Source organism: Neobacillus sp. K501 (genome assembly GCF_053749995.1).
This window is the reverse complement of sequence record NZ_JBSLYA010000004.1, coordinates 293,415-317,808: the sequence shown is the minus strand read 5'-3', so window position 1 is coordinate 317,808 and position 24,394 is coordinate 293,415. Positions and strand designations below refer to the sequence as shown.

Genomic DNA, 24,394 nt, shown 5'->3' with positions numbered 1-24,394 from the left:
ATGGATAAAGTGGAGAAAGTAAAAAAAGTATCAGAATTGTTTGATCTTATTCAATATTATTATGAGTATCGTGATCAGCCGGTGAAAGAGAACCGCAATTTCTTTGAAGAAATGGAAGGGTGCTGTCGTATACTGGATTTAGATTTTGCTGAATTGAAAAAGGAATTTAAACTGTAGAAAGTAAATTCGACGCCAGCTCATCATAATAAACAAAAGATGGAGGAACCATATATGGAAAAGAAATAAAGCGAGGAGTTTTATGAAAAAGGTTATAAAGTTTTTCGTTTGTCTTCTTATCTTAATGGTTCCTTCACAAGCTTTTGCACAACGAAAAGTACCGATTTTAGTGTATCATTTCATCGACGAGTATAAAGGACTGGGCTCTAAGGAGTTATATGTAACTCCGGAGAATTTCGAGAAACAAATGAGGTATTTGCGAGAACATGGTTTCACCCTACTAACTTTTGAACGGTGGCAAGATATTGATAAGGTAAACAAGCCAATTTTTATTACTTTTGATGATGGCTACAAAAACAATCTCAACGCCTTTGCCATCTTTAAAAAATTGAAAACGGAACGATTTCAACCAACGGGAACGATTTTTGTGATTTCAGACTTTATCGGCCGTAAAATCCGATTATCGGAATCAGATATTAAAAAATTGGTGGATTCCGGTCTCATCTCGATCCAGTCGCACACGGCGACCCATCCCGATTTAACCAAAATCAATCATTATGACTATGAACTAAAAGAGTCCAAAGCTAAAATTCAGAAGATCACGGGCAAACCCGTGATTGCCCTTTCCTATCCGTATGGCACTTGGAATGACAAGGTTGTTGAAGAAACGAAGAAATCCTATTTATATGGGCTGACGACCACACCAGAGGCATTTTCGAAGAAAGGGATAAAAGATGAGCTTTATCTTCTACCGCGGATTTATGTGAAGTATTCGACGACACTGGATGAATTTGCGAAGATCGTGGAGGGAAAACGTTGAGGAGCCTGTCACCACAGCATGGTAATACTGGCGGATAGCGAGAAATACTGGCGGATGGAGGAAAATACTGGCGGATGGCGGAAAATAATTGCGGATAGCGGAAAATACTCTCGGATGGTGGAAAATACTCTCGGATAGCCCAAAATACACAATAAAAGACCGCATGAGTGAGGCAGCTTTCCTCACAAATGCGGTCTCTACTTAACACTTCTTACATCTCAATCGGCCGTTCGACGGTTTCCGCGGCCATTCTTTGTTTCTTAGACTTTCTAAAATACAGTAACTCATACACACAAGGAATAACAATCAACGTCAATAGTGTCGCGAGCGCGAGTCCGCCAATGACGACGACCGCCAAGCTTTGGGAAACTAAGCTTCCTGTTTGCGATGCTTTAAATAACAATGGAAGCATGGCGAATATGGTGGCTACGGCCGTCATGAAGATCGGACGCATTCTCGTTGCGGCAGCTTCCACCAACGCTTCGCGAATGGTCATTTTTTCCTCGTTCTGTCTGACACGGTCGATCAACACGATCGCGTTGGTGACGACAATTCCAATCAACATCAACGCTCCAAGCAGTGCCGTAATATCCACCGAAATTCGGCTGATTAAGATGCCTAAAATTGCTCCGATCGCGGCAAGCGGAAGAGAGGTTAAAATCGCGATTGGTGCTTTGATGGATTTGAACGTGATGACCATAATTAGGAACACGATTCCGATCGAAACGAGCATCGTTAAGAATAGATCAGTAAAGTCTTCTGACTGCTGTGCACTTGCACCTCCGATGAGAACTTCTACATCCTCCGGCAACTCAATCCCTTTATTGTCTTTTTTATCACCGAAGATCTCCAGATTAATCTTGCTCGAAATTTCTGAGAGTTTTGCAGGATCGACGGCTGCTGTGACGCGAAGATACGTTTCGCCATCCTTATGGAATTGGCTCGTCGATGTCTCCTTCACATCTAAGGATGCGACCTCAGAAACTGGTACCATGCCGGCTTCCGTCATTATCGGAATGTTTTTCAAATCCTCTGGTGTCTTCGTGTCCAGCAACGGCTCGAGCACGACACTCGTTTGTTTTCCATCCAGCGTCATCGTTCCAAGCGGAGTTTGATTTAACATCACTCCAAGCTGCTGAGCGATTTGTCCGGTATTGCCTTTCGCAGGGTCTACTACTAACGAGTAAACGTTTTTCTTCTCATCCTGGTTGGTTGTTACTTTTTCCACACCGTCAATGTCGGTTACTTTATCTTTGATATTGTTTGCCACTGTTTCCAACTGCTCAATATCATCACCTACAACATCAATGGTAATATTCGTTGCCGATCCACCCATCATAAACGAAGCAGTAGCCACTTCCAATACGGCATCCGGATATTCATCCTTTTTCTCTTCCAGTACTTTTAACATCCGATCTGTGTCGTCTTTATCTTTTAATAAAATACTGAAGGAAGCTTCAGTCGGAGAGCCGATATAGCCAAACTGGGCTGAATCGGCCGAAGATCCAACGGTGTTAAAAATATATTTAACTTCCTCCCTTTCTCGAATGGACTTTTCCAGTTCGATGGCCTTTTCTTTGACGGTTTCAAAAGGTGTTTCATTTGGATACTTCAACGTGGCCATTACGTAGTCTGCCGAAGAATTGTCCACTGCGCCCTTTGGTACAACAAAATATGCACCGATTGATCCGGCAAACAACAGGATCGAAATCGTGAATACAACCCATTTATGATTGAGTGACCAAGCAACTGCTTTTGGGAATCGAACCGCCGGTTTATGCTCTGGTAGTTTCGTATTTTTCAATAAGCCTGCACTCATTAATGGAACCACAGTTAAGGCGACAAGTAGTGATGCCAACAGAGAATAGGTAACGGTTAAGGCAAATGGTAACAGGAATTCCTGAAGTCCACCGTTTAACAAGCTCATCGGCAAGAATACCGCAACGGTTGTTAACGTTGAGGCCGTGATTGCCACCCCAACTTGTTTCGTGGCATCAATGACCATCTGCATCGAAAACTTCTCTGTTTGCATTTTTCGGTAAATATTTTCAATGACGACGATACTATCGTCCACTAGCCGTCCAACAGCAACGGCAACTCCGCCAAGGGTTAAAATATTTAATGTGACGCCAGAACGTGACAGCAAGAACAGGGTGAAACACAGTGAAAGCGGGATGGAAACGATCGTAATAAATGTTGTACGGATATTCCGTAAAAAGAGCATAATGACAATCGTTGCAAATAAAGCACCAAGGAGAACTTCTTTCACCATTGTGTGAACGGATGTTTCAACCATATCTGCAGATGACACATAGGTTGTAGCTTCCTGGTCCTCGTATTTTTTGTTGATTTCCTTTGTTACTTTTTCGATTTCTTTACTAATCGCCACAGCATTGGAATTACTGTCCTTGGTAATGCTGATGTCCAACGCTTCATTGCCGTTAAAACGGTTAACATAATTGGATGGTTTGGTTTCCTGGATAGTTGAAATATCCGCTAACGTGACATTTGGCGCAACCGGAAGGCTTTTTAATTTTTCCAAATTGGATAGGTCGCCAATGACCTTAATATTACTTGTTTTGCCGTCGATCGCCTTTTCACCGACGGCAACGGCCGTGTTTTGGCCTTGAAGAATGCCCATTACCGTCTCAAGGGAAACTTGTTTTTCAGCCAGCTTTTGGTGATCGATTTTTACAGAGATAATAGGGTCAACCAATCCATAGACTTGAACTTGGGCGACTCCATCTATATCCTTGTATAACGGTTCGATTTTTTCTTTTACAAATTCTAGATTTTCTGTGGTGAGGCCATCTTTAAAGGTTACAGCGATGTTTGCGATGGGAATCATGGAGGTATTGAGCTGCGAAATGATTGGCTTGGCTATGTAAGCCGGGAGTGATACATTCGTTAATGCCTCTTGAACATCTAACTTTCCCTGTTTCATGTCTGAACCAGCTTCAAAAAATAAATCTACTTTTGAAAATCCGTCTCCTGTCGTCGAGTAGACAGATTTTTTTCCTTTTATTCCGGTAACCGCTCGCTCAATGGGCGAGGTAACTTCATCTTCCATTGTTTTTGAATCGGTTCCTTGCCCCATTGTAATGATCGTTACTTGCGGGTTATCGGCGGATGGCAGGAACTCCATCGGTAAGCGGTTATAGCTGACCACTCCGATGATTAAAATTAAAATCGTCATTAATGAGACAGCAGCTTTGTTACGAAAAGCCCATTTAGTGAAAACTGACATTGGAATCTCTCCTCCTCTTTTTCCGGACACAAAGTCCGAGTAACATCGTACCACGAATTGGTAAGTACATGGTATTATTTTCTATAAATTTACAATTTTTTAAACTTCGTCATTTTACCTTTGATCAACACCGCCTTTGGATAAAGTCCAATTTGAATTTCCTACCTAAATATGCCATATTCCCCTGATCTTGAGGAGACCGAATTTTTTCTACGACTTAAGGCTTAGTTGGTGGAGGGGAATCTACAAAGTCAGCTTGTTCAGGTCCTTCAAAGGTAATCTATCTTTCATAAAGGCTTAACAATTCTAAAACATATATTCAATATTTTGTTAACAATCATGAGGTAAAGTAGTGATTAGTGGGGATAGCATGCGTGGCTATCATCGTATTGGGCGAAGGTGGAGCCGATACTTTTTAGATGAAAATCAAACCGGTATTTCCGAGTTTGGAGGGACACGATCTCATCTCTGTCTCTGGCCAAATCATTTCGTGCCGGTAGTGGAGTACAAGAACTCAAACCATTTCTCGACAAAAAATTGCTTGAGGGAGAATAGAATTCGCTTTCTTTAAAGGAGGAACTTTTTTTAATCAAACGTTAGATCAAGGTTGGAGAATAGAAATAATTGGGGAATGATGGAGACGTTTAAGAATTTGATCATTTTCTAGGGAATAATGTACTTTTTTCTGGGAAAATCGAATGCCTTTCGACAATTATTTTTTTATGAATTTAGGAGACGACGATTAGTTGTGAGCCTGTACATATTAAGTACTTCCCCCATACCTTATAGTATGTCAAGGATAAAGGGGGATTTTTTTAATGGAATTAGATTATCAACGTGCACGTCGTTTAGAGGGGAAAATGATCAAATTTAAAAACAATCAAGGGGAATGGTCAATTGGGAGAGTCACAAAGGTAAGAAAAGATGGTCTTGAGATTGAAGAATTAACCACTTCAAGTTTTGATGAGGGATATGGTTTTGGTTTCTTTGGTCCTCGACCGTTTTTTAGAAGACGCCGTTTCTTTAGACCTCCTGTTTTCTTCCCGTTTTTTGGATTTGGATTTAATCCATTCTTTTTTTGGTAAAAAGATTTATAGGAAAGATGTGCGAGATAAATAGGTGTAAGGATTTCATTACTTATATGAAGGATTTTACTTTATAGATGGCGAATTTTGTTTGAGGTAAATATTAACATTTAAGGGGTAATAATATATGAATATCTCTATAAAGGAATTGCCTGAGTATGAGGTAGCTTTTATTCGAAGGGTCGGAAGTTACTTTGACCCCGCACCAGATCACTGGGGGAAATTGATGAGTTGGGCTGTTAGGAATGGCCTTTATCCACCCAATCAAAGCATCATTGGTATATCGTTAGATAATCCAGATCTTGTTGAATCCCATCTATGTCGTCACGATGCCTGTGTGACGATTCCGGAAGGTTTTGAGAAGGAGAAACATCATGATGATGGAATTCAATTTAGAAAGTTAGCTGGCGGGCTATATGCTGTGTACCCATTTTACGATACACCTGAAAAATTGAATCTTGCCTATCGATTTATCTATGAAGAGTGGTTAGCTAAACGTGAATATGATGCTGATTACGATAGGGAAAACCTTGAATTCAATTTGAATCATCCTTCTGAAGATCCGGAAGGAAAATCCAGGGTCGATTTATTTGTGCCCATTAAAAAATGATTATAAAATGAGGCGGTTAATCTAGATCTGTTTTGATCCTTTAACCGCCTTCTTTTTATTGAGAAAGAGAAGGTAATTCAATCGTAAAAATGGTTCCAACTCCCTGTTCACTATGTACGGATATTTTTCCTTTCATATCTCGGATTATTTTGTATGTAATGGTTAATCCAACTCCAGTGCCTTTGTCCTTTGTAGAATAATAGGGTGCCCCTAATTGCTCTAGTTGTTTTTGCGACATTCCCACACCGTTATCCTTTATTTCTATCAGAACCTCACTATTTTTTTGATAGGCAGTGACCGTTAATGTCCCATTTACATGGACGGCTTCTACACTGTTTTTCATGATGTTTAAAAGCGCTTGTTTAAATTCATTTTTTTTCCCTTTCGTCAAAATACCTTCTTGAATGGAAGAATCAATTGTAATATTACGAGTGTTTGTATAGGAAGTAATAATATCAAGCATTGAGTGTAGTTCAGCGGTAACGTTTAATTCGGTTATAATTTCCGTTGTTGTGGGTTTGGCCAAGGACAAATAATCATTAATAACCGCTTCGGCCCGTTCTAATTCTGATAATGAGATTTCTATATATTTATACTGGCTGGCATTTAAATTTTTGTCTTGTCTGATTAATTGTAAAAATCCCTTAATCGACGTCATTGGATTCCGTACTTCATGAGCAACAGATGCTGCTAACTGACTGACGACATTTAATCGTTCTGCATTTTGAATATGCTTATCGTAAATGATTTGCTTATCTAGATTGTCAATGATGAAGATTAGGATAATAAGAGTTAACCAAGTTAAAAATGAAAAAATTAACATGAATGATAGCTGGTTAACCTGGTCGGTTAGGATGAGAGTTATAGCTCTCGTAATCGCTATAAGCCAGTACAAAATACTGCTAATTAGAATCCTTCTCTTTAATGTAAATGTCTCAAACTTTTTCTTTATGAGTAAAAATAGGAAGGCTGCCATTGTGTAATTGACAATCGTAATAAGAAACCCAGCTCCACCATGGAAAAACCGATAGCCTATCATAGCGATTATTAATACAATTGTCGGTCTTATGCCGCCGTATAGAAGCATAAACAGAATGGGGATCACTCTAAAATCATATAAATATTCTTCTGAAAAATGAATGGGATTAGACATTGTCAGAATCAGAGTAGTTAACGAAAGTCCCATTAATTTTGATATTACTTTTTCTCTATATTGCTTTTCCTCTCTAATAAACAAATGATAAATAATAAAAGGAAGAAGAACGATTAAAATATGATAAGATGCCTGTTCAATTGAATGCCACACAATAGTACCAACCCCTCCAAGAACATAAATTGCTGTATATATATTTCCATCTCATGAACCATAAATCCTTCAAAAATAGTAGAACTTATTCTACAAATTTCTCTGTTGCCAGTGGGAGGAAACCTTGCATCTAGAGAAAAGAGCGAGGATTTAATTAATCGTTTGATTATGACGAATCTTGTTGAAAAATATACTTCGGACCAGAAAATGAGAGTTAACTACAGGTGAAGAATTCAAAAATGATTGAAGTATAAGGATGGTTTTGATATATTTTACAAGTAATGGAAAAATAACGAGAAGTACCGTCACTAAAACTCTATATTTTAGTAGACTATTCTATATACTTAATACCCCAAAGTTCCTATCATAAACGAGGTTGAATAAGGAATGATCAAGCCCTCTACCATCCAGTCACAGAGCAAGAACTGGTACATCTATTACTGAGGAGTGAAATAAAATGTTTTTAGTGCAAGTATTGAAACGGATCGGATCGGTTAATCATTCGTCTCTATCAGGAGGAGGATGCGGAAGCTCTTTTTCAAATGACCCAGGAGCCAGGGCATTGGGAGGGTATTGAGTGAAGGAAACTTTAGTTAGGGTTGGAACCATATATATCCCCGTTTCCAATGTCGAGATTGCTTCTGAATGGTATGTAGAAAAGCTGGGAGCGAGGCTAAACTATAAAGATGCAGACAAAGCGATTCTTGATTTAGCGAACCAAAGTGTTTTTTTGGTAAAAGCAAAAGAAGACCAATGTTCAAACTTTCTTGATATACACGGACAAGAGCGTTTTTCCGTCACCTTTGAGGTGAATGGGGTAGAGGCATTGAAAGCGATCCATCGAGAGTTTACTAGCAAACAGATAAAAGTTGGGCCTATTGAGGATCGAGGACATCCAGGGATGAACTTTGTTTATTATGATCTGGATGGGAATATGTTTGATGTCTGGAGTGAGTTGAATCCAAGCTTTAAAGACAATGCTTAATTTTTAAAATGGAAATGGTTCAAACAGAACTAGGGGAACCTCTTCTTAATGATTTAATCGAAATCGCTCATCGAGGCATGGTAGAGGTGCGTGATGCCATTCACCAACTGGATGGACTCGATGTGGAAATTCCAGTGAAGGAAACCATGATGAATATAATAGAGCATGTCCGCCAAACGAGTCCCGTTACGATTGAATTCGTCATGAAAGGGGAAGAACAGGCGGTCTCGAAACAAACACTACTTACCATTAGCCGATGCCTTCAAGAATTGTTAACCAACGTGATCCAAATCGGAAAAGCGGAGATGATTCTAGTGACCTTACAATTTGGAGCGGATTATCATAAGGGAGGATGGAAGATGAACAAGAATATTTTGGTTTGTGTTTCGAATCAATGTGATGCAGAGGCAATGATTCGGAAGGGAGTTGTACTCTCCAATGCCTTTGGGGGTAAGTGTTTCGTCACAGTTTTAACGGAAAGTGGATACAACGAACTTGATTATCATGCCTATCAATTTCACTATGAATTACAACGAATTGCGGATGATATTGGGATTGGATTTTCCTATCTTCCAAAACAAAATAAAAAATTAGTCAAACTAATTGTGGAGATGGCGAAGAACAAAGAGGCACAGTGTGTGGTCTTGGCACAAAAGGTTGTCTCTAAATGGAACATGATGGTGGAAGGTACTCTAATTAACGATTTGTTTATCGAGTTAGATGGTGTAGATCTGTACATTGTTGAAACTAAGGATGAAGAAATCTCAGAAACAAAACTGTATGACAAAGGAGTCGTTGTTTCTCTTAGTGATTTTGAGGGTGTTCAAGATTTCATTCTTGACCAAGAAAATGTAAAAAAGGATAATGTTATTTTTTATCATAAAATTGATAGCGAATTTGAATCAGGGGTTCTAAAAGTAACTAAAATAAGCGGAAATAAACATGTAGACCAGTTATTTAAAGTCGTGAACGGAAAAGTTGTTTCTGTCCTGTAGGTGCCTCAGGGACCGGGGATATATTACATTTTTCTTCGAGTGCTTAGAAGCCTTATTATGAATCTACATGGGTCACTTTTCTTAGACTTTTACAGCGGCATGTTCTCCATCGACCGAATGGAAGTTACTTTTCATAAAGTAATCCTCACACGCTCTCTGCCAAATAAGGCAGAGAGTTTTTTGGTTCTGGTAAACAATTTCAATAAATAATTCCATGAATGGGAATGACTAATTATTATTACATGTGAATTTGAGGGAAAAGAATGGCTGAAATTATAGGGGGAAGTACATGGTATTGGCGGCTTTACGTTGGGGTGACCGGGAAAATGTGGTTACATATTATCCGACGATTCTTTACTTTATTCTTGGTGACCTTTTGAAGAACCCCTTACTCCATAACCACCGGATGTGGGAATATCAAGAAACGCTTGTTGGAGAGAAGATATTGTTTGGACATTTATTATCAATTTCCTTGTCATGGCATATGTCTGGTTGTATGGCTCCTCATCTACCCGTTATCTTGGATGATATATGTGAATTTAACCTGGGTGTTTTTATAATGCGATTACCTAAAAGAATGCCAACCGAAATAACGTACTTAATCATCCTTTTAGGTCTATGCATTCCAAACATCATCGATCATAGCATAGCAGACATATCTCCTTTTGATTTATATCGACTCAATGATACATGTTTAACTCCTATTTCGATATAAGTCTTTCATTGCCTTTATAAATATATTTCTCTTTTAATAGAGTATGAGCGGTCCGTTAAGAAAATTATTGCTAGTTTCATAGAAAGTCCCTGCCAAGAAAGCTGACAGGGAGTCAATAAACTTTTGTTGTTAATCGTTCAATGCTTTTTTGATGGTTGCTAAATTTTCTCTCATGATGCTGAAATAATCTTCTTTTTGCTGTTTTATCAGTTGCAACCAGGTGTTGCGGTCGGTTGCAACTATAGTTATCTTTACTTTTTGAATGAAATTTAACCATAATGGATTATAGATTACAGAAGGGTGATACTAAATGATCTTTGCTGAAAAGTTAAAAAGTGAGCGAAAGAATAAAGGCTGGTCTCAGGAAGATTTGGCTGAAAAACTCTTTGTCAGTCGACAGTCCGTTTCTAAATGGGAGAATGGCCAGAACTATCCGAGCATCGAAATCATTATTAAGCTGAGTGACCTTTTTGGTGTAACGATTGATGAATTGTTAAGGAGTGATGAGGAATTGAAGGAGAAAGTGATAAAAGACAGTAAGCAATTGGCGTATCCGAAATTGAAATTTACATTTGATGTTATATTTTTATTTGGTATTGCTCTTTTAATCATAAAATTAGGTATTCTTATTTTAAACAAATTAACCCCATTAGATATTACTTTATTGGGCGGCTCATTTTTCTGGAATTTCGGGCCTTTAATGTTCATGCTCTTGGGGGGAATTGGCTCAGGTGTAGTGAAAGAAAAATATAAAGAAGATTGACCTAGTCTACTGCTGCTTCATTTGGGGGCAGCGGTTGTTCTATGTCGAGTTCAATCGACAACTTTCTTAGTACGGAATATTTCCTCGACAATCATTTTAACGAAAAATGATTAGGAAGCTTATCACTTCAAGTATGAAAGGGAAATTAATCAAACGTTTGGATATTGGGAGGAAAAGTAGAGATTTGAAAATACTAGTAGAATCTTATGATAAAAGGGTAGTGGCTGCTTGCTTGACAAAAGGATTGTATTACTTTAAAGTTCAAATCGTAGTCATTACGATTTGTGAATTTAATACAGTGTAGCGATATACAAAGAATAAAGCATAAAGGGGATAGAGTGATCATGGAATTCTGGGAATCGAGTTTTATCGAAAAACAAACGATGTGGGGTTTTGAACCTGCAGACTCTGCAATCTTGACAAAGGACTTTTTTCTAGAGAATAACTTGAAGGACATACTGATACCAGGAATCGGATATGGCAGAAATGCAAAGGTTTTTATCGACAATGGAATAAATGTAACCGGAATTGAGATTTCAAAAACAGCGATTGAATTGGCGAGAGAAAACAGAATTGATGTTCCTATATTTCACGGTTCAGTGAGTGATATGCCTTTTGACGATACACTCTATGAAGGCATCTTTAGTCATGCACTCCTTCATTTATTGAGTCATCATGAGCGAGAAAAGTTTATACAAGATTGCTACAATCAGTTAAAACCAGGTGGATATATGATTTTTACAACGGTTTCCAAAAAAGCCCCCATGTTTGGTAAGGGAAAACAATTGGATCAGGACTATTTCGAAACACCGGATGGCGTTAAAATGTTTTTTTATGATGCTGACTCGATACAACAGGAATTTGGGAACTATGGACTGATTGAGTTTTCCGAAATCGAGGAGCCCAATAAGAATATGAAAAATAAACCTTCCATAAATTTTATCATGGTGAAATGTCAGAAAAAATAGCCATACTTTTCCTACCATAAACACGTTACGGGATCCTCCTCTTCCTCTATAATGATAGAGGAAGGGGGAATGATAGTGAGAAAAAGCCTGTTCTTATCCTTTGTATTATTGTTTATGCTTAGTGGTTGTTTGAAGCAGCCGGAAATCCTCATCAGTGGCGTAGAGCAAGGAAAAGTGTATCCAGATGAACGGACGATCACGATAAATGAGGAAAAAGCTGAATACACGATGACGTTAAATGGAAAGCCAATTGAATCAGGTCATAGTGTCAAGCAGAATGGTGAGTATCGTCTTTCTGTAACCGGCAAAAAATTATGGATGGAAAGCAAAAAAGAGATTGTTTTCACGATCGATGATCAGCCCCCTAAAGCACCTGCCTTTAAAAATGAAATTCAACCCGGATATTTTCAAGAAGCAAAATTAGAGTTACTGGAGGAAGAAGGGGTTACTTACACCATCGAACTTAATGGGGAACCCTATGATTTGAGTAAACCGATACAAACAGAAGGAGTTTATCAGCTTGATATTTTTGCAAAGAAAGAGAACGGGATGGGATCACGCCGTGTCGAATCCTTTATCGTGGATAATCAAACCTTCACCCAAGAAACGGTGGATGCCTTTCTTTCGTTTCATTTTGGCGGAGTGGGTGTAGAAAACCCATTTATGATTAAGTGGATTGGAGAAAGGGTTCCGGTGTATGTCCATGGTACGCCGACAAATCAAGACCTCAACCAATTACGTACCTCTCTCGATGAATTCAATCAATGGCTTCCCGTTCAATTTGAGATCTACGAAGAAAATCAAAAAAATTATACCGAGTACCAAATTGACGTTTACTTTGTACCAAATGAACAATTTAAGGATTATGGATATACGGATGGACTCATTCGTGGCAATGGCGAAACGATTGGCTTTACGTTGCCAACAGAAGGTAATTCAAGAGATGGATTACTAGCAGCCACCATCGCAATCGATTCTACGATTCCTCAAGCCCTACGGAACGCGACCATTTTGCATGAGTTCGTCCATGCTCTAGGGATGTTGAATCATTTTGAGGAAGATACAAGTAGCATTCTCTACCCTGAGACGGATCAAAATGTAACCAAACTCAATGAAACCGACAGGGCGTTTGTTGAAATGCTGTATCGAGCGGATATTTTGCCTGGGATGACAGAGGCGGAAATTCGGCAAATGTGGGAACCGCGGATTGTGGAATGATGGCAATAAGCAGTGCAAATCCAAACGAAAAGAAAGGGAGAACCTAGATTTGTCTAGATCTCCCTTTCTTTGTCTATAATTCCGTAGCCATTTGTACGTCCTTATGGTCTTTTTTAAATGAAAATTTCATTCGGAAAAGACTTACCGCAAAAGCAACGAATCCTAGAATTAAGACAATCGTCCAGATTTGGATCGTTGTTGGTGAATTCCAGATACCTAAAAAGTAGAGCATCGCTGGAATGGTTAGTGTCACCCATGATTGTATGAAGGCGACAATCCCAATGTAAGAATCAATGTTCTTTTTCAAAGCATTGGATAAATAGAATAAAAACCACAAAAATGCCCACATCGCCCAAGTCAGGGCATTGACCACATCATCAAAATGAATAATCGACGTCAGCGCATAAACGACCGCAACGATTGCCACCCATAAACTAAAATAACCTAGCCCGTTTCCTTCCAGACCTTTCAGGGAAATGACCCCAACATATAAATAAGTTAAACCAAACAAAAAGGTTGCGGCATTTTGATAAAAATCCCAGTTTGTTTGATTGGAAACAATGATTAAATAAGTAGGAATGAAAATTTGTAGAGCACCTACAAAAATATTAAGAACACCAACACTTTTGGCATCAGCCTTCCCTAAAAGCATCATACTGTTAAGAAACAATACGGCACCGGATAAAAATAAACCAACAAAACCCATATTAGTTGTTGTGAAACTCGCGATTCACAACCTCGCCTCCTTAAAAATAAATAGCATAATCTCCTTTAAATGAGAGGAGGTTCTCCTTCATTTAAAAAATAAATATACCACATAAAATGAACAAATGTTAACTAACGTTTGAACGAAATGTAAATTCAATTTTTACCAGTTTCTGAATCATGTAATTCAAGGATATTTTTTATCCAGGGTTTATATGATATCCTGAAGTACATTAGATTTGATAGATTAAGGAAGAAATTAACATGACAAAACCAACAACTTACCTATACACTTACGCTTGTTATGAGGAAGAACGTGATTTATGTGCCTTGGAAATGCGTTCTTTGTTTGGGCATGATACTCAAACGGGCATTTTGGAAAGCCCAATAGGCATGGACCCGAGCCGCAGTCCGTTTATCAAGGGAAGGCTTTCGGTTATCTTTGAGGCAGAGAGCCTTGAGGATCTCCTTCTAAAAATTTCGATGTTGGAAGTGGGCAATGAAACATTTAAAGTGACCTACGTGAAAAACGGTCATAAAGAGGAAGGGTTCGAGAATCGCCGTGCGATTGAGAGAAAAATCGGACTACAGATTAAAGGGGTGGCGGAGCTTCGTCATCCACAGCGATTGTTTGGGGTTATGAAGGTAAATCGAAGATGGGTGTTCGGTGATTATCGGGAAGGCGAGTCGATTTGGTTTCGTCACCAACAAAAGCCGAATCAATATTCAACTGCTCTAGGCACTCGGGTAGCACGGGCGGTTGTGAATGTAGCGATTCCGGATCCGAACGGGATCAAGGCCATTGATCCATGCTGTGGGATCGGGACGGTTGTCATCGAGGCGCTATCGATGGGGGTAGATATAGTTGGCAGTGACCGAAACCCGCTGGTTCTTCGGGGAGCAAGGGAGAACATCGCACATTTTGGGTTTTCCAGTGAAATTTCTTTAACTGATATTCGGGATATTACGGGTCATTATGATGTTGCAATCATCGACCTACCTTATAATTTGTGCTCGGTTATTACGGCTGACGATCAGCTGGAAATGCTTCAAAGTGCTCGCCGATTTGCAGAGAAAGTGGTCGTAGTCACGGTTGAACCAATCGATAAGATTCTTCAAATGGCTGGTTTTGTTATTGTAGACAGAGCTGAAGTAAGAAAGGGATCCTTTCTTCGTGAAGTGATTGTGTGTAAGTAGCAAAAACTCGTCGGCGTTTTGATGTGGCCGACGAGTTTTCTTTGTGAATCAACTTATGATGTAATAAATTGAGATAGTTCGCGGTTGAATTTCTCGCGCTCGTCATAGAATGATCCGTGGCCGCCGTGTTCGAACGGAACCAGTTTCGAGTTCCGAATTCCTTGGTGCTGTACGACCCCTAATGGGTAAGGAACCACTTGGTCATGAACACCATGGAGTATTATTGTAGGAACACGAATTTTTCCAAGATCATGAAATAATTCTTCGGCCAGCCATGTTTGCGCAACGGAAATGGTGGACCAACTGGCTGCCTGTAGTCCTAACTGGAAGAACCAGTCTGAGAAAGGCTCAGATACTTTTTGATAAAAAAACTTTTCCCCAAAGTCATGGAGCATCTGAGGTCGATCCTGGAAAGTTCCTTGAATGATTTGATCGACATCTTCTTTTTTCAACCCATAAGGGAAATGTGGCCGCTGAATCAGGCTTGGTGCTGCTGCAGCAAAAAGGGCAAGCTTAGAAACGCCATAGCCGTTATGCCTGGCCATATAGCGAATTGCGATGGCACCTCCGGTGGAGTGGCCGGCCAAGGTGAAATTCTGTAACCCCAATGCATCGACTACCGTGCGAACATCATCCGCTAACCGATCATAATGGTATCCATGTAACGGTTTATCCGACTGACCAAAACCTCTCGTATCTAGGCCAATACAACGGTGTCCTTTCTGTAGAAGGTCATTATACTGGTACTCGAACATCTTGTGATTGGCCGGCCAGCCATGAATAAACAAAATCGGATTCTTGCCCATCGGGTTCATATCATTTACAAAAATCTTAACATCCGGTTCGACTCTAATTCTATATTCCATGTCATACCCTCATTTATTTTTGATGACAGTTTATTCTTTTAACGGGAATGGGTGCCTGTCACCGCCCGGGTACTTGATTGGGTGCCTGTATAATTCCCCTTCATCCCAAATAAGAATCTGAGGATACGATGCTTTTGAATGAAGAAATGGTAGAAAAGCATAATCAGCATGAAGGCCGTTACTATGAGAAAAATAAGTTTAGCTGGAGTCTGCCAAGATAAATCACGGATAAAAAAGCCAAGAATCACAATAACCGGTTGATGTAAAACATAAAAAGCCATCGAGGCTTCACTTCCGTATTGTAAAAATCGATTTGGTGTAGATAGGTATTTATCAGCTAGATAGAAGATACATAGTAATAAGCTCCAACAATTAATCGTTCGGACAGCATAAAAAAGAATGTCTTGGATTGAACCTGGTTGCGGATAGGCCATCATGAACCAGACGATATAGGTAATAGAAGTAATTAGGGCTATAACCATGTGAATTTTTATTGTTGATTTAAGAGCTGGTTTAAAATTCGGATGGGAGTAAAAATAGTATCCATAAATAAAGATTAATAGATAAAATAGGAGATCCCATCCTCCTAACCCTTGTGTTTTGATCGCGCCAACTAGAAAAAGCAGTAGAGGTAGTAGTAAAAAATGTACTTTACGTAAGGTCTTACCTCTCGGGAGTTTTTTAAATAACGGAATGGTTAGGCACGAGAAGACCAATAACACGAGTAAATACCATAAATGCAATCCGAAAAAGGCAAAGTTTCCTGTTCCGCCAAAATCTAAATACACACCGTCGAAAAAATGCGGGAAGAATTGGATAAAGGAACCATCGAACTGGTTGTTGGCAATTCTCTCTATATAAATTTGCGGTGGCGTTAGGACGAAAACGCCAAATACTAACGGTACCCCTAAACGTATTCCTCTTTCTTTGAGATACTCCGAAGTACTCCGTTTGTTAAGAGCATGGGTCACATTCATCCCAGAAACGGCGAAAAATATCGGCATCAGCCAGGAACCAACAAAGAGTGAAAATACTAAAATACCACTTGAATCTATTACGTTATTTTTCACATGCCAAGGGAAGGGATTGAAAAACATCGAACAATGATAAAGGAAGACCGCAAGGGTCGCTAAAACCCGTATCCAATCGAGATCGTAGTGCCTGTTAATAGAAGGATTATTTTTATTCATATATTCAACTCACTTCATAGATTTTAATAGTAATATTTTACTATTATTAGAGGAATATGGATACTAGTATTGTTTGAAGGAGGTTCATAATGCCCGAAACTGGGGAAGTGGGAGCGCCACGGTCGTTATGAGAGGTTTATAATGCCCGAAAGTGGAATAGGGGAAGTGGCACGGTCGTTATGAAAGGTTTATAATGCCCGAAACTTGAGAAGTGGGAGCGCTACGGTCGTTATGAAAGGCTTATAATGCCCAAAACCGGAAAAGAGTAAGTGGCACGGTCATTATGAAAGGTTTATAATCCCCGAAACCGGAAAAGAGTAAGTGGCACGGTCATTATGAAAGGTTTATAATGCCCAAAACCGGAAAAGAGTAAGCGCCCCGGTCGTTATGAGAGGTTTATAATCCCCGAAACCGGAAAAGAGTAAGTGGCACGGTCGTTATGAGAGGCTCATAATGCCCGAAACTTGAATAGGGGAAGTGGCACACGGTCGTTATCAAAGGTTTATAATGCCCGAAACTAGAGAAGTGGGAGCGCTACGGTCGTTATGAAAGGTTTATAATGCCCGAAACTAGAGAAGTGGGAGCGCTACGGTCATTATGAAAGGTTTATAATGCCCAAAACCGGAAAAGAGTAAGCGCCACGGTCGTTATGAGAGGTTCATAATGCCCGAAACTGGAATAGGGGAAGCACCACGGTCGTTATGAGAGGTTTATAATGCCCGAAACCGGAAAAGAGTAAGCGCCATGGTCGTTATGAAAGGTTTATAATGCCCAACACTAGAGAAGGAGAATTGCAACAGTCATTATCAAATAACCGAATACATCCGTTCTGCCAATTTGTCAAAAATGATAGAAATCCCAGCAACTTATTCAGTCACTGGGCCATGATATTACTCTGCTATTTAGATTCCGCAGCTTTTCTTTCTTCGAACTCTTCTTTGATTTGCGTTAATGTTTCGCTGTCCGTAATCAATTTAAGCGCGGTTAGGGCGAGTGCTTTTGCACCCGTAATCAGGGCTTGGTCGCCTCTTGCGGAAGCGGCTGCTTCGCGAAAGGGAACTGTGTGGGCAACGAGATCACTTGGGCCGATTTTAATATACGGATGGATTGTCGGAACGACTTGGCTAATATTTCCTGCATCAGTAGAGCCAATACCTTCGCGATCTGCACCCACAGTTTCACCCAGCTCTTCCACGACTTCCTTAAAAACCGCATCATAGCTACTATTTAATAGAAGATTATCGACTTCATTTTGGAAAGCAATAATGTTTAGCTTAGCACCTGTAGCAAGAGCTGCACCCTCTGCCACCGCTTTGACTCGGCGCGTAACTTCATTCAAGCCTGCGCGCGTAGCTGCGCGAATGAAGAAACGAGCTTTCGCATATTCAGGGATAATGTTCGGTGCATCACCGCCATGGGTGATGATCCCATGGATTCGCACGTCATCAGTTAGTTGCTGCCGTAACGCATTGATTCCGTTGAACAGTTGAATGACGGCATCTAAGGCATTGATTCCTTCATGTGGAGAAGCAGCAGCATGTGCTGGCTTTCCAATAAACTCAAAGTCTAGTGGATCCACCGCTAGGGATGGGCTGGTTAGGCGGGTCTCACCATTAGGGTGAATCATCAGGGCGGCGTCGATGCCGTCGACTAGTCCGTGTTTGACAAAGCTTCCTTTTGCACTGCCATTGGGTCCACCTTCTTCTGCTGGTGTCCCGAATACCACTGCCTCACCGCCGGTTTCATCCAACACTTTACTTAGCGCGATGGCTGCCGCAACGCTGGTTGTTCCAATGATATTATGGCCGCATGCATGACCTATTCCTGGAAGTGCGTCATATTCAGCAAGGAAGGCAATCGATGGGCCTGGTTTTGCTGATTTCTTGCGGGCCACAAAGGATGTTTCATGACCAGCTACTGCTTTGATTACTTCAAAGTCTTCATTGGCCAAAATATCTGTTAACAGCGCTGAGGCGAAAAATTCCTCATTGCCAATTTCGGGCTTTTCATGGATTTGATGGCTGGTTGATAGGTACAATTCTTTGTTGCTATCTACATTAGCGACAATCGCCGCTTTTAATTCTGCTTGGGATTTAACCGATATTGTCATCTTTTTCTCCTCCTAATTTGGTTCGTTTTAAAAAATCGTCTAGTTCCGGCCTCTTCCGCTTATCTCAAGTGGAGCGCCCCAGGCCATAAGCCCCTGACCAAGGCGCTTCCGCTTTTCTAATTGTCCAGCTCCAGCGCCTAGGGGCTCGGGGTCATAAGCCAATCCGTCAAGAAGGTTAAAGAACAAACCTTCTCGCCGGCTTGTCTTATGCCTGTCGCCCCTGACCAAGGCGCTTCCGCTTTTCTGTTTACCATCCAATCTTGCTTAATGGTACGGATGTCGGGATCAAGTTGCCTTCGTACTCTTTTTCGATGAATGCTGCTGTGTCTTCCTCTTGATATAGCTCTGCGATTCTTTTAAGTGTTTTGTTGTCTTTATCTTCTGCTTTTACAGCAATGATGTTAATGTAAGGTGTTGCTGTTTCGCTTTCTACAAAAATGGCATCTTTCAATGGCTTAAGACCTGCATCATTGGCAATGCCGTTATTGATTAAGGAAGCTGCTACATCTGGCAATGCTCTAGGTGTTTGAGCTGGAACCATTGGGACAAATTCAAGGTTTTTCGGGTTATCTTTTACTTGTGTAAGGTCCCCATTAGCATCAAAATCTTTCGGTAACTTAATTAAGCCAGCTTCTTGAAGCAGTAGTAAGGCACGTCCTTGGTTAGATGCATCGTTAGGAAGAGCAATTTTAGCGCCATCCGGAATATCTTTAATATCCTTGTATTTTTCAGAGTAAATGCCCATTGGCGCAAGAACAGTCGTTGCAATTGGCACAAGGTCAAGATTGTGTTCTTTAATGAAAACATCAAAATAAGCAACCGTTTGGAAAGCATTGACGTCTAATTCTCCTTCAGCAAGGGCCGTATTCGGAGCCACATAATCGGAGAATTTAACGATTTCAATGTTAATTCCCTCCTTCTCTGCCTTTTTCGCGATAAAGTCCCAAATGCGTGTATCTGTGCCGCTAACTCCAAGCTTAATTTCCTTTGTTTCTTTGCCGGAGCTTGTTTTTTCCTCTGAGCAGCCGGCACCAAGTACCGCTAATGTAAAAATAATGATCGATAATAATAGTTTTTTCATGTTACTTCCTCCTCGTTATCTTCTTCTAATTTTCTTTGCTGCAATATTTCCTAATGACTGTAGACCTTGAACGATCACAATCAGAATTCCTACTGTAATCATCATTGTGACAGTGTCAAAACGCTGGTAGCCGTATGTAATGGCCAAATCTCCAATTCCACCGCCACCAACGGCGCCTGCCATTGCCGATGCTCCGACGAGACCGATCGTAGCAATTGTGAGTGCTAATACCAGTGAGCTAAGTGCCTCGGGAATCAAAAATTTAAAAACAATCTGTACCGGGGTTGCTCCCATTGCCTCCGCGGCTTCGATGACTCCGGGATCTACTTCAAGTAGAGAGTTTTCTACTAATCTTGCAATGTAAGGCCCGGCATAGAAGACAAGTGGAACAACGGCTGCTGCCGTTCCAATTGATGTCCCGACAATCAACCGGGTAACGGGGATCATCGCAACTAGTAAAATGATGAACGGTACAGAACGGAAAATGTTAATGATGCCATTCATGATATTGAAAAACGGTAAGTTTTCCAGCAAGTGGCCTTTTCGAGTGACGACCAACAAGATCCCAAGCGGCAGTCCCAGCGCCGTTGAAAACAAGAGAGAGAAGGCCACCATTTGGATGGTTTCAATTAGGGCAGTAATGATTTGCTCGGAATTAACTAGCATGTGCTTTCACTTCCTTTATGCTGATATTCTTCTGGTTGATATAGGTTAAGGCACGGATCACTTCTTTATCAGACCCCTGGAACTCGACAATCAGGTTTCCAAAGGGGATGCCTTGAAGCTCCGTGATGTTTCCAAACAAGACGTTGATATGGATATCAAACTGTTTCGCCAGCTCCGAAAGCAGCGGCTGTCCTGCGGAACCTCCGACAAAATTAATGCGGAACACCTTCTGTACCCCGGCGTGATTGTTGATGATGTCTTTGATTGAATCAGGAAGCTGATCGTTCATCACCGAGCTGACAAAGTTCTTTGCAGTCTGTGTTTTCGGTGCGGAAAAGACGTCAAACACCGTACCTTCTTCAATGATTTTCCCAGCCTCAATCACGGCGACTCGGTCGCAAATTTCGCGAATGACCGCCATTTCGTGAGTGATGATGAGAATCGTGATATTGTACTCTTTATTGATTTTTTTCAACAGCTGCAAGATCGAACTAGTTGTTTGCGGATCGAGAGCTGATGTTGCTTCATCACAAAGGAGGATCGATGGCTGCGTAGCCAAGGCCCTTGCGATTCCGATTCGTTGCTTTTGTCCCCCGGAAAGCTGATCCGGATAGTAGTCAGCTTTATCGGCTAATCCGACAAATTCAAGCAACTCATAGACCCGTTCTCTGATGGCATTCTTCGGAACTTTGGCTAGCGTCAACGGCATTGCCACATTGGCAAACACCGTTTTTGAGTTTAGGAGATTAAAATGCTGAAACACCATCCCAATATTTTTCTTAATCTCACGAACTTCTTTTACCGAAAGGGAAGTAAGTTCGTGACCATCGACGATGACTTTACCAGACGTCGGCCGTTCTAAAAGATTCACACAGCGGATGAGTGAACTTTTACCTGCGCCACTGAAACCAATGACTCCGAAGATTTCCCCCTTATTAATTTTTAAATTAATTCCATTTAATGCGGCTACCTGCTGTCCGCCGCTCTCATAGACCTTTTTTAAATTCTGAAATTCGATCATCCTAATCGTCTCCTTTTCGCGAAAATAAAAAACCCTCTTCTTGGAAATAAGAAGAGGGCGTGCCAATGCAAAGCAAAGGGTGAGCTCTTCTTATCTCTCAAGCATTTTGCGCTTGCTGGATTTGGCACAGTCTCCAATTGGATCCGCTGCCGAGGCTTCATAGGGCCAGTCCCTCTGCCTCTCTCGATAAGAAAGTTAGTATTTGATTGTAAATAAAAAAACCTCTTCTTGAAAAAGAAGAGGGCAAATTTTAATAAACGTATCAGCCTCTTCTTATCTATCAAGTCATACTTGCTGGATTTGGCACAGAACATTCCGTTCCGCTGCCGAGGTGTCATAGGGCCAGTCCCTCAACCTCTCTTGATAAGAAGTAATTTAATTATTTCGTTTTTCGAACTTGTGTATTAATTTAATGCAATAAAACTTAAAAGTCAAACACTTATTTTAAAAATAATCTTATTTTTTCCCCAAGATCGCTTGTAAAATATGGAGATGTTCTTGTCGCCAATGAAATCAATAACCCTCGAAAACCTTATAAATTCAAGTTTTTCATCAATAGGAATGATGTTGTAAATTTGCAAAATGATAAAGACAAACAGGAGAAAAAATTTTTTTATTATTTTTTTCTGCTGTTTATCCAAGAAAAAATAGAGAGTATTCAACAAAAGTGTGAACTTCAGATTTTAACTATCATTTATGGAGAAGAAGGATAGGGATGTTGTTGTTTTTTTGCATCATTCATAAAAACACTTCAAGATATGTAGGTTCGTCGATGAGATGGACCAAAGGGATTGGAGATAAAAGGGGTCTGTCCTCCCTCTTTTCATTCCATTACATCGCACCATTGAATTTTTATCTAATTGTGAGAGTCGCAAAATAGCTACAGAAAACAGGATAAATCTCTGTGATTTTGCGGTCATTGACGGGATTTTGGATGTGACTTACGATGTAAGTGAAATAATTCACAAACAACATATATCGAGGTAAATGAAATTTTTTTAAATAAACATGTGAAATAATTCACAAATTGGAGTGGATAAAATGTCAAAAGTAATTTCAGCCGAAAAGGCAGCAGAATTAATTAAAGATGGTGATACGGTTGCAGCAAGTGGGTTTGGATTATCCTGCTGGGCAGAAGAAATGGGAATCTCGATTGAAGAGCGGTTCCTTAAAACCGGTCATCCGAAAAATTTAACCGTCATGCATGCTAGTGCGGTAGGTAATCGTCGTGACAAGGGTATGAGTCACTTGGGATACGAGGGATTAACGAAGCGGTGGATCGGAGGAATCGCCATTGCTTCTCCAGAAATGGCAAAACTAATTGAAGAAGATAAGTGTGAAGCCTATAACCTTCCACAGGGTGTCATCACTCAGTTGTATCGTGAAATCGCCGCAAAACGCCCAGGCGTTATTACAAAGGTTGGGATGGGAACATTTGTTGATCCTCGCCTAGAAGGTGGAAAAATGTCGCCATCTACCAAAGAAGAGATTGTTAAAGTGATTGAAATTGAAGGAGAAGAATGGTTGTTCTATAAATCATTCCCGATCCAAATTGGCTTAATTCGCGGAACCGTTGCCGATGAAAATGGCAACTTAACGCTTGAGAAGGAAGGCCTTCATATGGAAGTGCTTCCGATTGCCCAAGCGGTTCATAACTCAGGCGGAATCGTTATCGCCCAAGTAGAAACCGTTGCGAAAAGCGGTACGTTAAATCCAAAGGATATTAAAGTACCTGGTATTTTAGTTGATTATATTGTGGTTGCTAAACCGGAAAATCACTATCAAACAGAAAATACCTATTACAATCCGGCATTCTCTGGTCATGTAAAAGTACCAATTGAAAATATCGAAACCATCCCACTAAATGAACGGAAAATCATTGCACGTCGTTCTGCAGCGGAGCTTGTTCCGAGCACCGTTTTAAACCTTGGTGTTGGTATTCCAGTGGATGTTGCAACGATTGCCGCAGAAGAGGGAGTGAGCGACCAGCTAATTCTTACTACAGAAGCAGGTTCAATTGGCGGTGTACCAGCCGGTTTGAAGGACTTTGGACATGCGTATAACTCGGAAGCGATTGTTGATCACGATTCCCAATTTGATTTTTATGACGGCGGTGGGATTGATTTATCTGTTCTAGGCTTGGCACAGACAGACGAATTTGGAAACGTAAATGTTAGTAAATTTGGAAATCGTGTAGCTGGCTGTGGTGGGTTTATCAATATTTCTCAATCTGCCAAAAAACTAGTATTTGCTGGTACGTTTACTGCAGGTGGTTTAAAAGTACAAGTAGAAAATGGCAAACTGCAAATTTTACAAGAAGGAAAGGCCAAGAAATTCTTAAAGAATGTTCAACAAGTTACCTTTAGCGGACCGTACGCTACGAAAGTGAATCAACCAGTTGTGTATGTAACAGAACGCGCGGTATTTGAACTCCAAAATGGTCGAGTTACGCTAACGGAAATAGCACCAGGTGTTGATTTACAAACTCAGATTTTGGATCAAATGGAATTTGTACCTGTCATATCACCAGAACTAAGAGAGATGGATCCGTCCATGTTCCAAGAAACCTGGGGGAAATTAAAAGCTGTTATAGCTGAGCGAAGTGAGAAGAATAGTGGAAGTCATTTAGTGACTAGTCTACAAAACTGATAATCAATTAGGGAAAGAAA

Annotated in this window: 21 protein-coding genes and 2 riboswitches; of the genes, 12 read left to right on the top strand and 9 right to left on the bottom strand. The window is 40.4% G+C overall.

The window, feature by feature from the left end:
- Positions 1-177: a hypothetical protein gene (locus tag ACWM35_RS12175; RefSeq protein WP_454818728.1), complete on the top strand. Its 177-nt coding sequence runs from the start codon at positions 1-3 to the stop codon at positions 175-177.
- An 82-nt stretch (positions 178-259) separates the two neighbouring features.
- A complete protein-coding gene (locus tag ACWM35_RS12170; RefSeq protein WP_454818726.1) occupies positions 260-997 on the top strand; it encodes a polysaccharide deacetylase family protein in 738 nt (245 codons plus the stop codon).
- 211 nt (positions 998-1,208) lie between these two features.
- Here the strand turns inward: ACWM35_RS12170 and ACWM35_RS12165 are convergent, their stop codons facing one another.
- A complete protein-coding gene (locus ACWM35_RS12165) occupies positions 1,209-4,244 on the bottom strand; it encodes an efflux RND transporter permease subunit (protein ID WP_454818724.1) in 3,036 nt (1,011 codons plus the stop codon).
- Positions 4,245-5,062: 818 nt separating this feature from the next.
- Between ACWM35_RS12165 and ACWM35_RS12160 the strand changes: the two genes are divergently transcribed.
- Positions 5,063-5,329 carry a hypothetical protein gene (locus tag ACWM35_RS12160; protein WP_454818722.1) on the top strand — a complete coding sequence of 89 codons (267 nt, stop codon included), beginning with the start codon at positions 5,063-5,065 and terminating at the stop codon, positions 5,327-5,329.
- A 127-nt stretch (positions 5,330-5,456) separates the two neighbouring features.
- A complete protein-coding gene (locus tag ACWM35_RS12155) occupies positions 5,457-5,939 on the top strand; it encodes an AraC family transcriptional regulator (RefSeq protein ID WP_454818720.1) in 483 nt (160 codons plus the stop codon).
- A gap of 55 nt (positions 5,940-5,994) precedes the next feature.
- Here the strand turns inward: ACWM35_RS12155 and ACWM35_RS12150 are convergent, their stop codons facing one another.
- Complete coding sequence (locus ACWM35_RS12150; protein WP_454818718.1) at positions 5,995-7,245, bottom strand: ATP-binding protein; 1,251 nt, start codon at positions 7,243-7,245, stop codon at positions 5,995-5,997.
- Between the two features lie 577 nt (positions 7,246-7,822).
- On the opposite strand from ACWM35_RS12150, the gene ACWM35_RS12145 reads away from it, so the two are divergent.
- From ACWM35_RS12145 to ACWM35_RS12120, 6 genes are all read left to right on the top strand, one after another.
- Positions 7,823-8,230, top strand: a complete 408-nt coding sequence (locus ACWM35_RS12145) for a VOC family protein (RefSeq protein ID WP_454818716.1) — start codon at positions 7,823-7,825, stop codon at positions 8,228-8,230.
- An 8-nt stretch (positions 8,231-8,238) separates the two neighbouring features.
- A complete protein-coding gene (locus ACWM35_RS12140; protein WP_454818714.1) occupies positions 8,239-9,225 on the top strand; it encodes a hypothetical protein in 987 nt (328 codons plus the stop codon).
- 289 nt (positions 9,226-9,514) lie between these two features.
- Complete coding sequence (locus ACWM35_RS12135) at positions 9,515-9,940, top strand: hypothetical protein (protein ID WP_454818712.1); 426 nt, start codon at positions 9,515-9,517, stop codon at positions 9,938-9,940.
- A 310-nt stretch (positions 9,941-10,250) separates the two neighbouring features.
- Positions 10,251-10,703, top strand: coding sequence for a helix-turn-helix domain-containing protein (locus ACWM35_RS12130; protein ID WP_454818710.1), 453 nt, complete (start codon positions 10,251-10,253; stop codon positions 10,701-10,703).
- Between the two features lie 344 nt (positions 10,704-11,047).
- Positions 11,048-11,671, top strand: coding sequence for a class I SAM-dependent methyltransferase (locus ACWM35_RS12125; protein WP_454818708.1), 624 nt, complete (start codon positions 11,048-11,050; stop codon positions 11,669-11,671).
- A 75-nt stretch (positions 11,672-11,746) separates the two neighbouring features.
- Positions 11,747-12,889 carry a DUF2927 domain-containing protein gene (locus ACWM35_RS12120; protein WP_454818706.1) on the top strand — a complete coding sequence of 381 codons (1,143 nt, stop codon included), beginning with the start codon at positions 11,747-11,749 and terminating at the stop codon, positions 12,887-12,889.
- A 73-nt stretch (positions 12,890-12,962) separates the two neighbouring features.
- Here the strand turns inward: ACWM35_RS12120 and ACWM35_RS12115 are convergent, their stop codons facing one another.
- Positions 12,963-13,595: an AmiS/UreI family transporter gene (locus tag ACWM35_RS12115; protein WP_454818704.1), complete on the bottom strand. Its 633-nt coding sequence runs from the start codon at positions 13,593-13,595 to the stop codon at positions 12,963-12,965.
- Between the two features lie 263 nt (positions 13,596-13,858).
- Between ACWM35_RS12115 and ACWM35_RS12110 the strand changes: the two genes are divergently transcribed.
- Entirely contained in the window at positions 13,859-14,791 is a 933-nt protein-coding gene (locus tag ACWM35_RS12110; RefSeq protein ID WP_454818702.1) for a TRM11 family SAM-dependent methyltransferase, read from the top strand.
- 53 nt (positions 14,792-14,844) lie between these two features.
- On the opposite strand, the gene ACWM35_RS12105 is transcribed toward ACWM35_RS12110, so the two are convergent.
- From ACWM35_RS12105 to ACWM35_RS12080, 6 genes are all read right to left on the bottom strand, one after another.
- Entirely contained in the window at positions 14,845-15,657 is an 813-nt protein-coding gene (locus ACWM35_RS12105; RefSeq protein ID WP_454818700.1) for an alpha/beta fold hydrolase, read from the bottom strand.
- A 38-nt stretch (positions 15,658-15,695) separates the two neighbouring features.
- Entirely contained in the window at positions 15,696-16,847 is a 1,152-nt protein-coding gene (locus ACWM35_RS12100; RefSeq protein WP_454818698.1) for an acyltransferase family protein, read from the bottom strand.
- An 898-nt stretch (positions 16,848-17,745) separates the two neighbouring features.
- Entirely contained in the window at positions 17,746-18,957 is a 1,212-nt protein-coding gene (locus ACWM35_RS12095; protein ID WP_454818696.1) for a M20 family metallopeptidase, read from the bottom strand.
- 247 nt (positions 18,958-19,204) lie between these two features.
- On the bottom strand, positions 19,205-20,038 hold the full coding sequence (locus ACWM35_RS12090; protein ID WP_454818694.1) for a MetQ/NlpA family ABC transporter substrate-binding protein: 834 nt from the start codon (positions 20,036-20,038) through the stop codon (positions 19,205-19,207).
- A gap of 15 nt (positions 20,039-20,053) precedes the next feature.
- Positions 20,054-20,704, bottom strand: coding sequence for a methionine ABC transporter permease (locus ACWM35_RS12085; protein WP_454818692.1), 651 nt, complete (start codon positions 20,702-20,704; stop codon positions 20,054-20,056).
- Complete coding sequence (locus ACWM35_RS12080; RefSeq protein WP_454818690.1) at positions 20,694-21,725, bottom strand: methionine ABC transporter ATP-binding protein; 1,032 nt, start codon at positions 21,723-21,725, stop codon at positions 20,694-20,696. Before ACWM35_RS12080 ends, ACWM35_RS12085 begins: the two co-directional genes overlap by 11 nt.
- A gap of 87 nt (positions 21,726-21,812) precedes the next feature.
- Positions 21,813-21,918: riboswitch (SAM riboswitch) on the bottom strand.
- Positions 21,919-21,995: 77 nt separating this feature from the next.
- A riboswitch (SAM riboswitch) is annotated at positions 21,996-22,095 on the bottom strand.
- A 671-nt stretch (positions 22,096-22,766) separates the two neighbouring features.
- Between ACWM35_RS12080 and ACWM35_RS12075 the strand changes: the two genes are divergently transcribed.
- A complete protein-coding gene (locus tag ACWM35_RS12075) occupies positions 22,767-24,374 on the top strand; it encodes an acyl CoA:acetate/3-ketoacid CoA transferase (protein ID WP_454818688.1) in 1,608 nt (535 codons plus the stop codon).
- Positions 24,375-24,394: the final 20 nt, after the last annotated feature.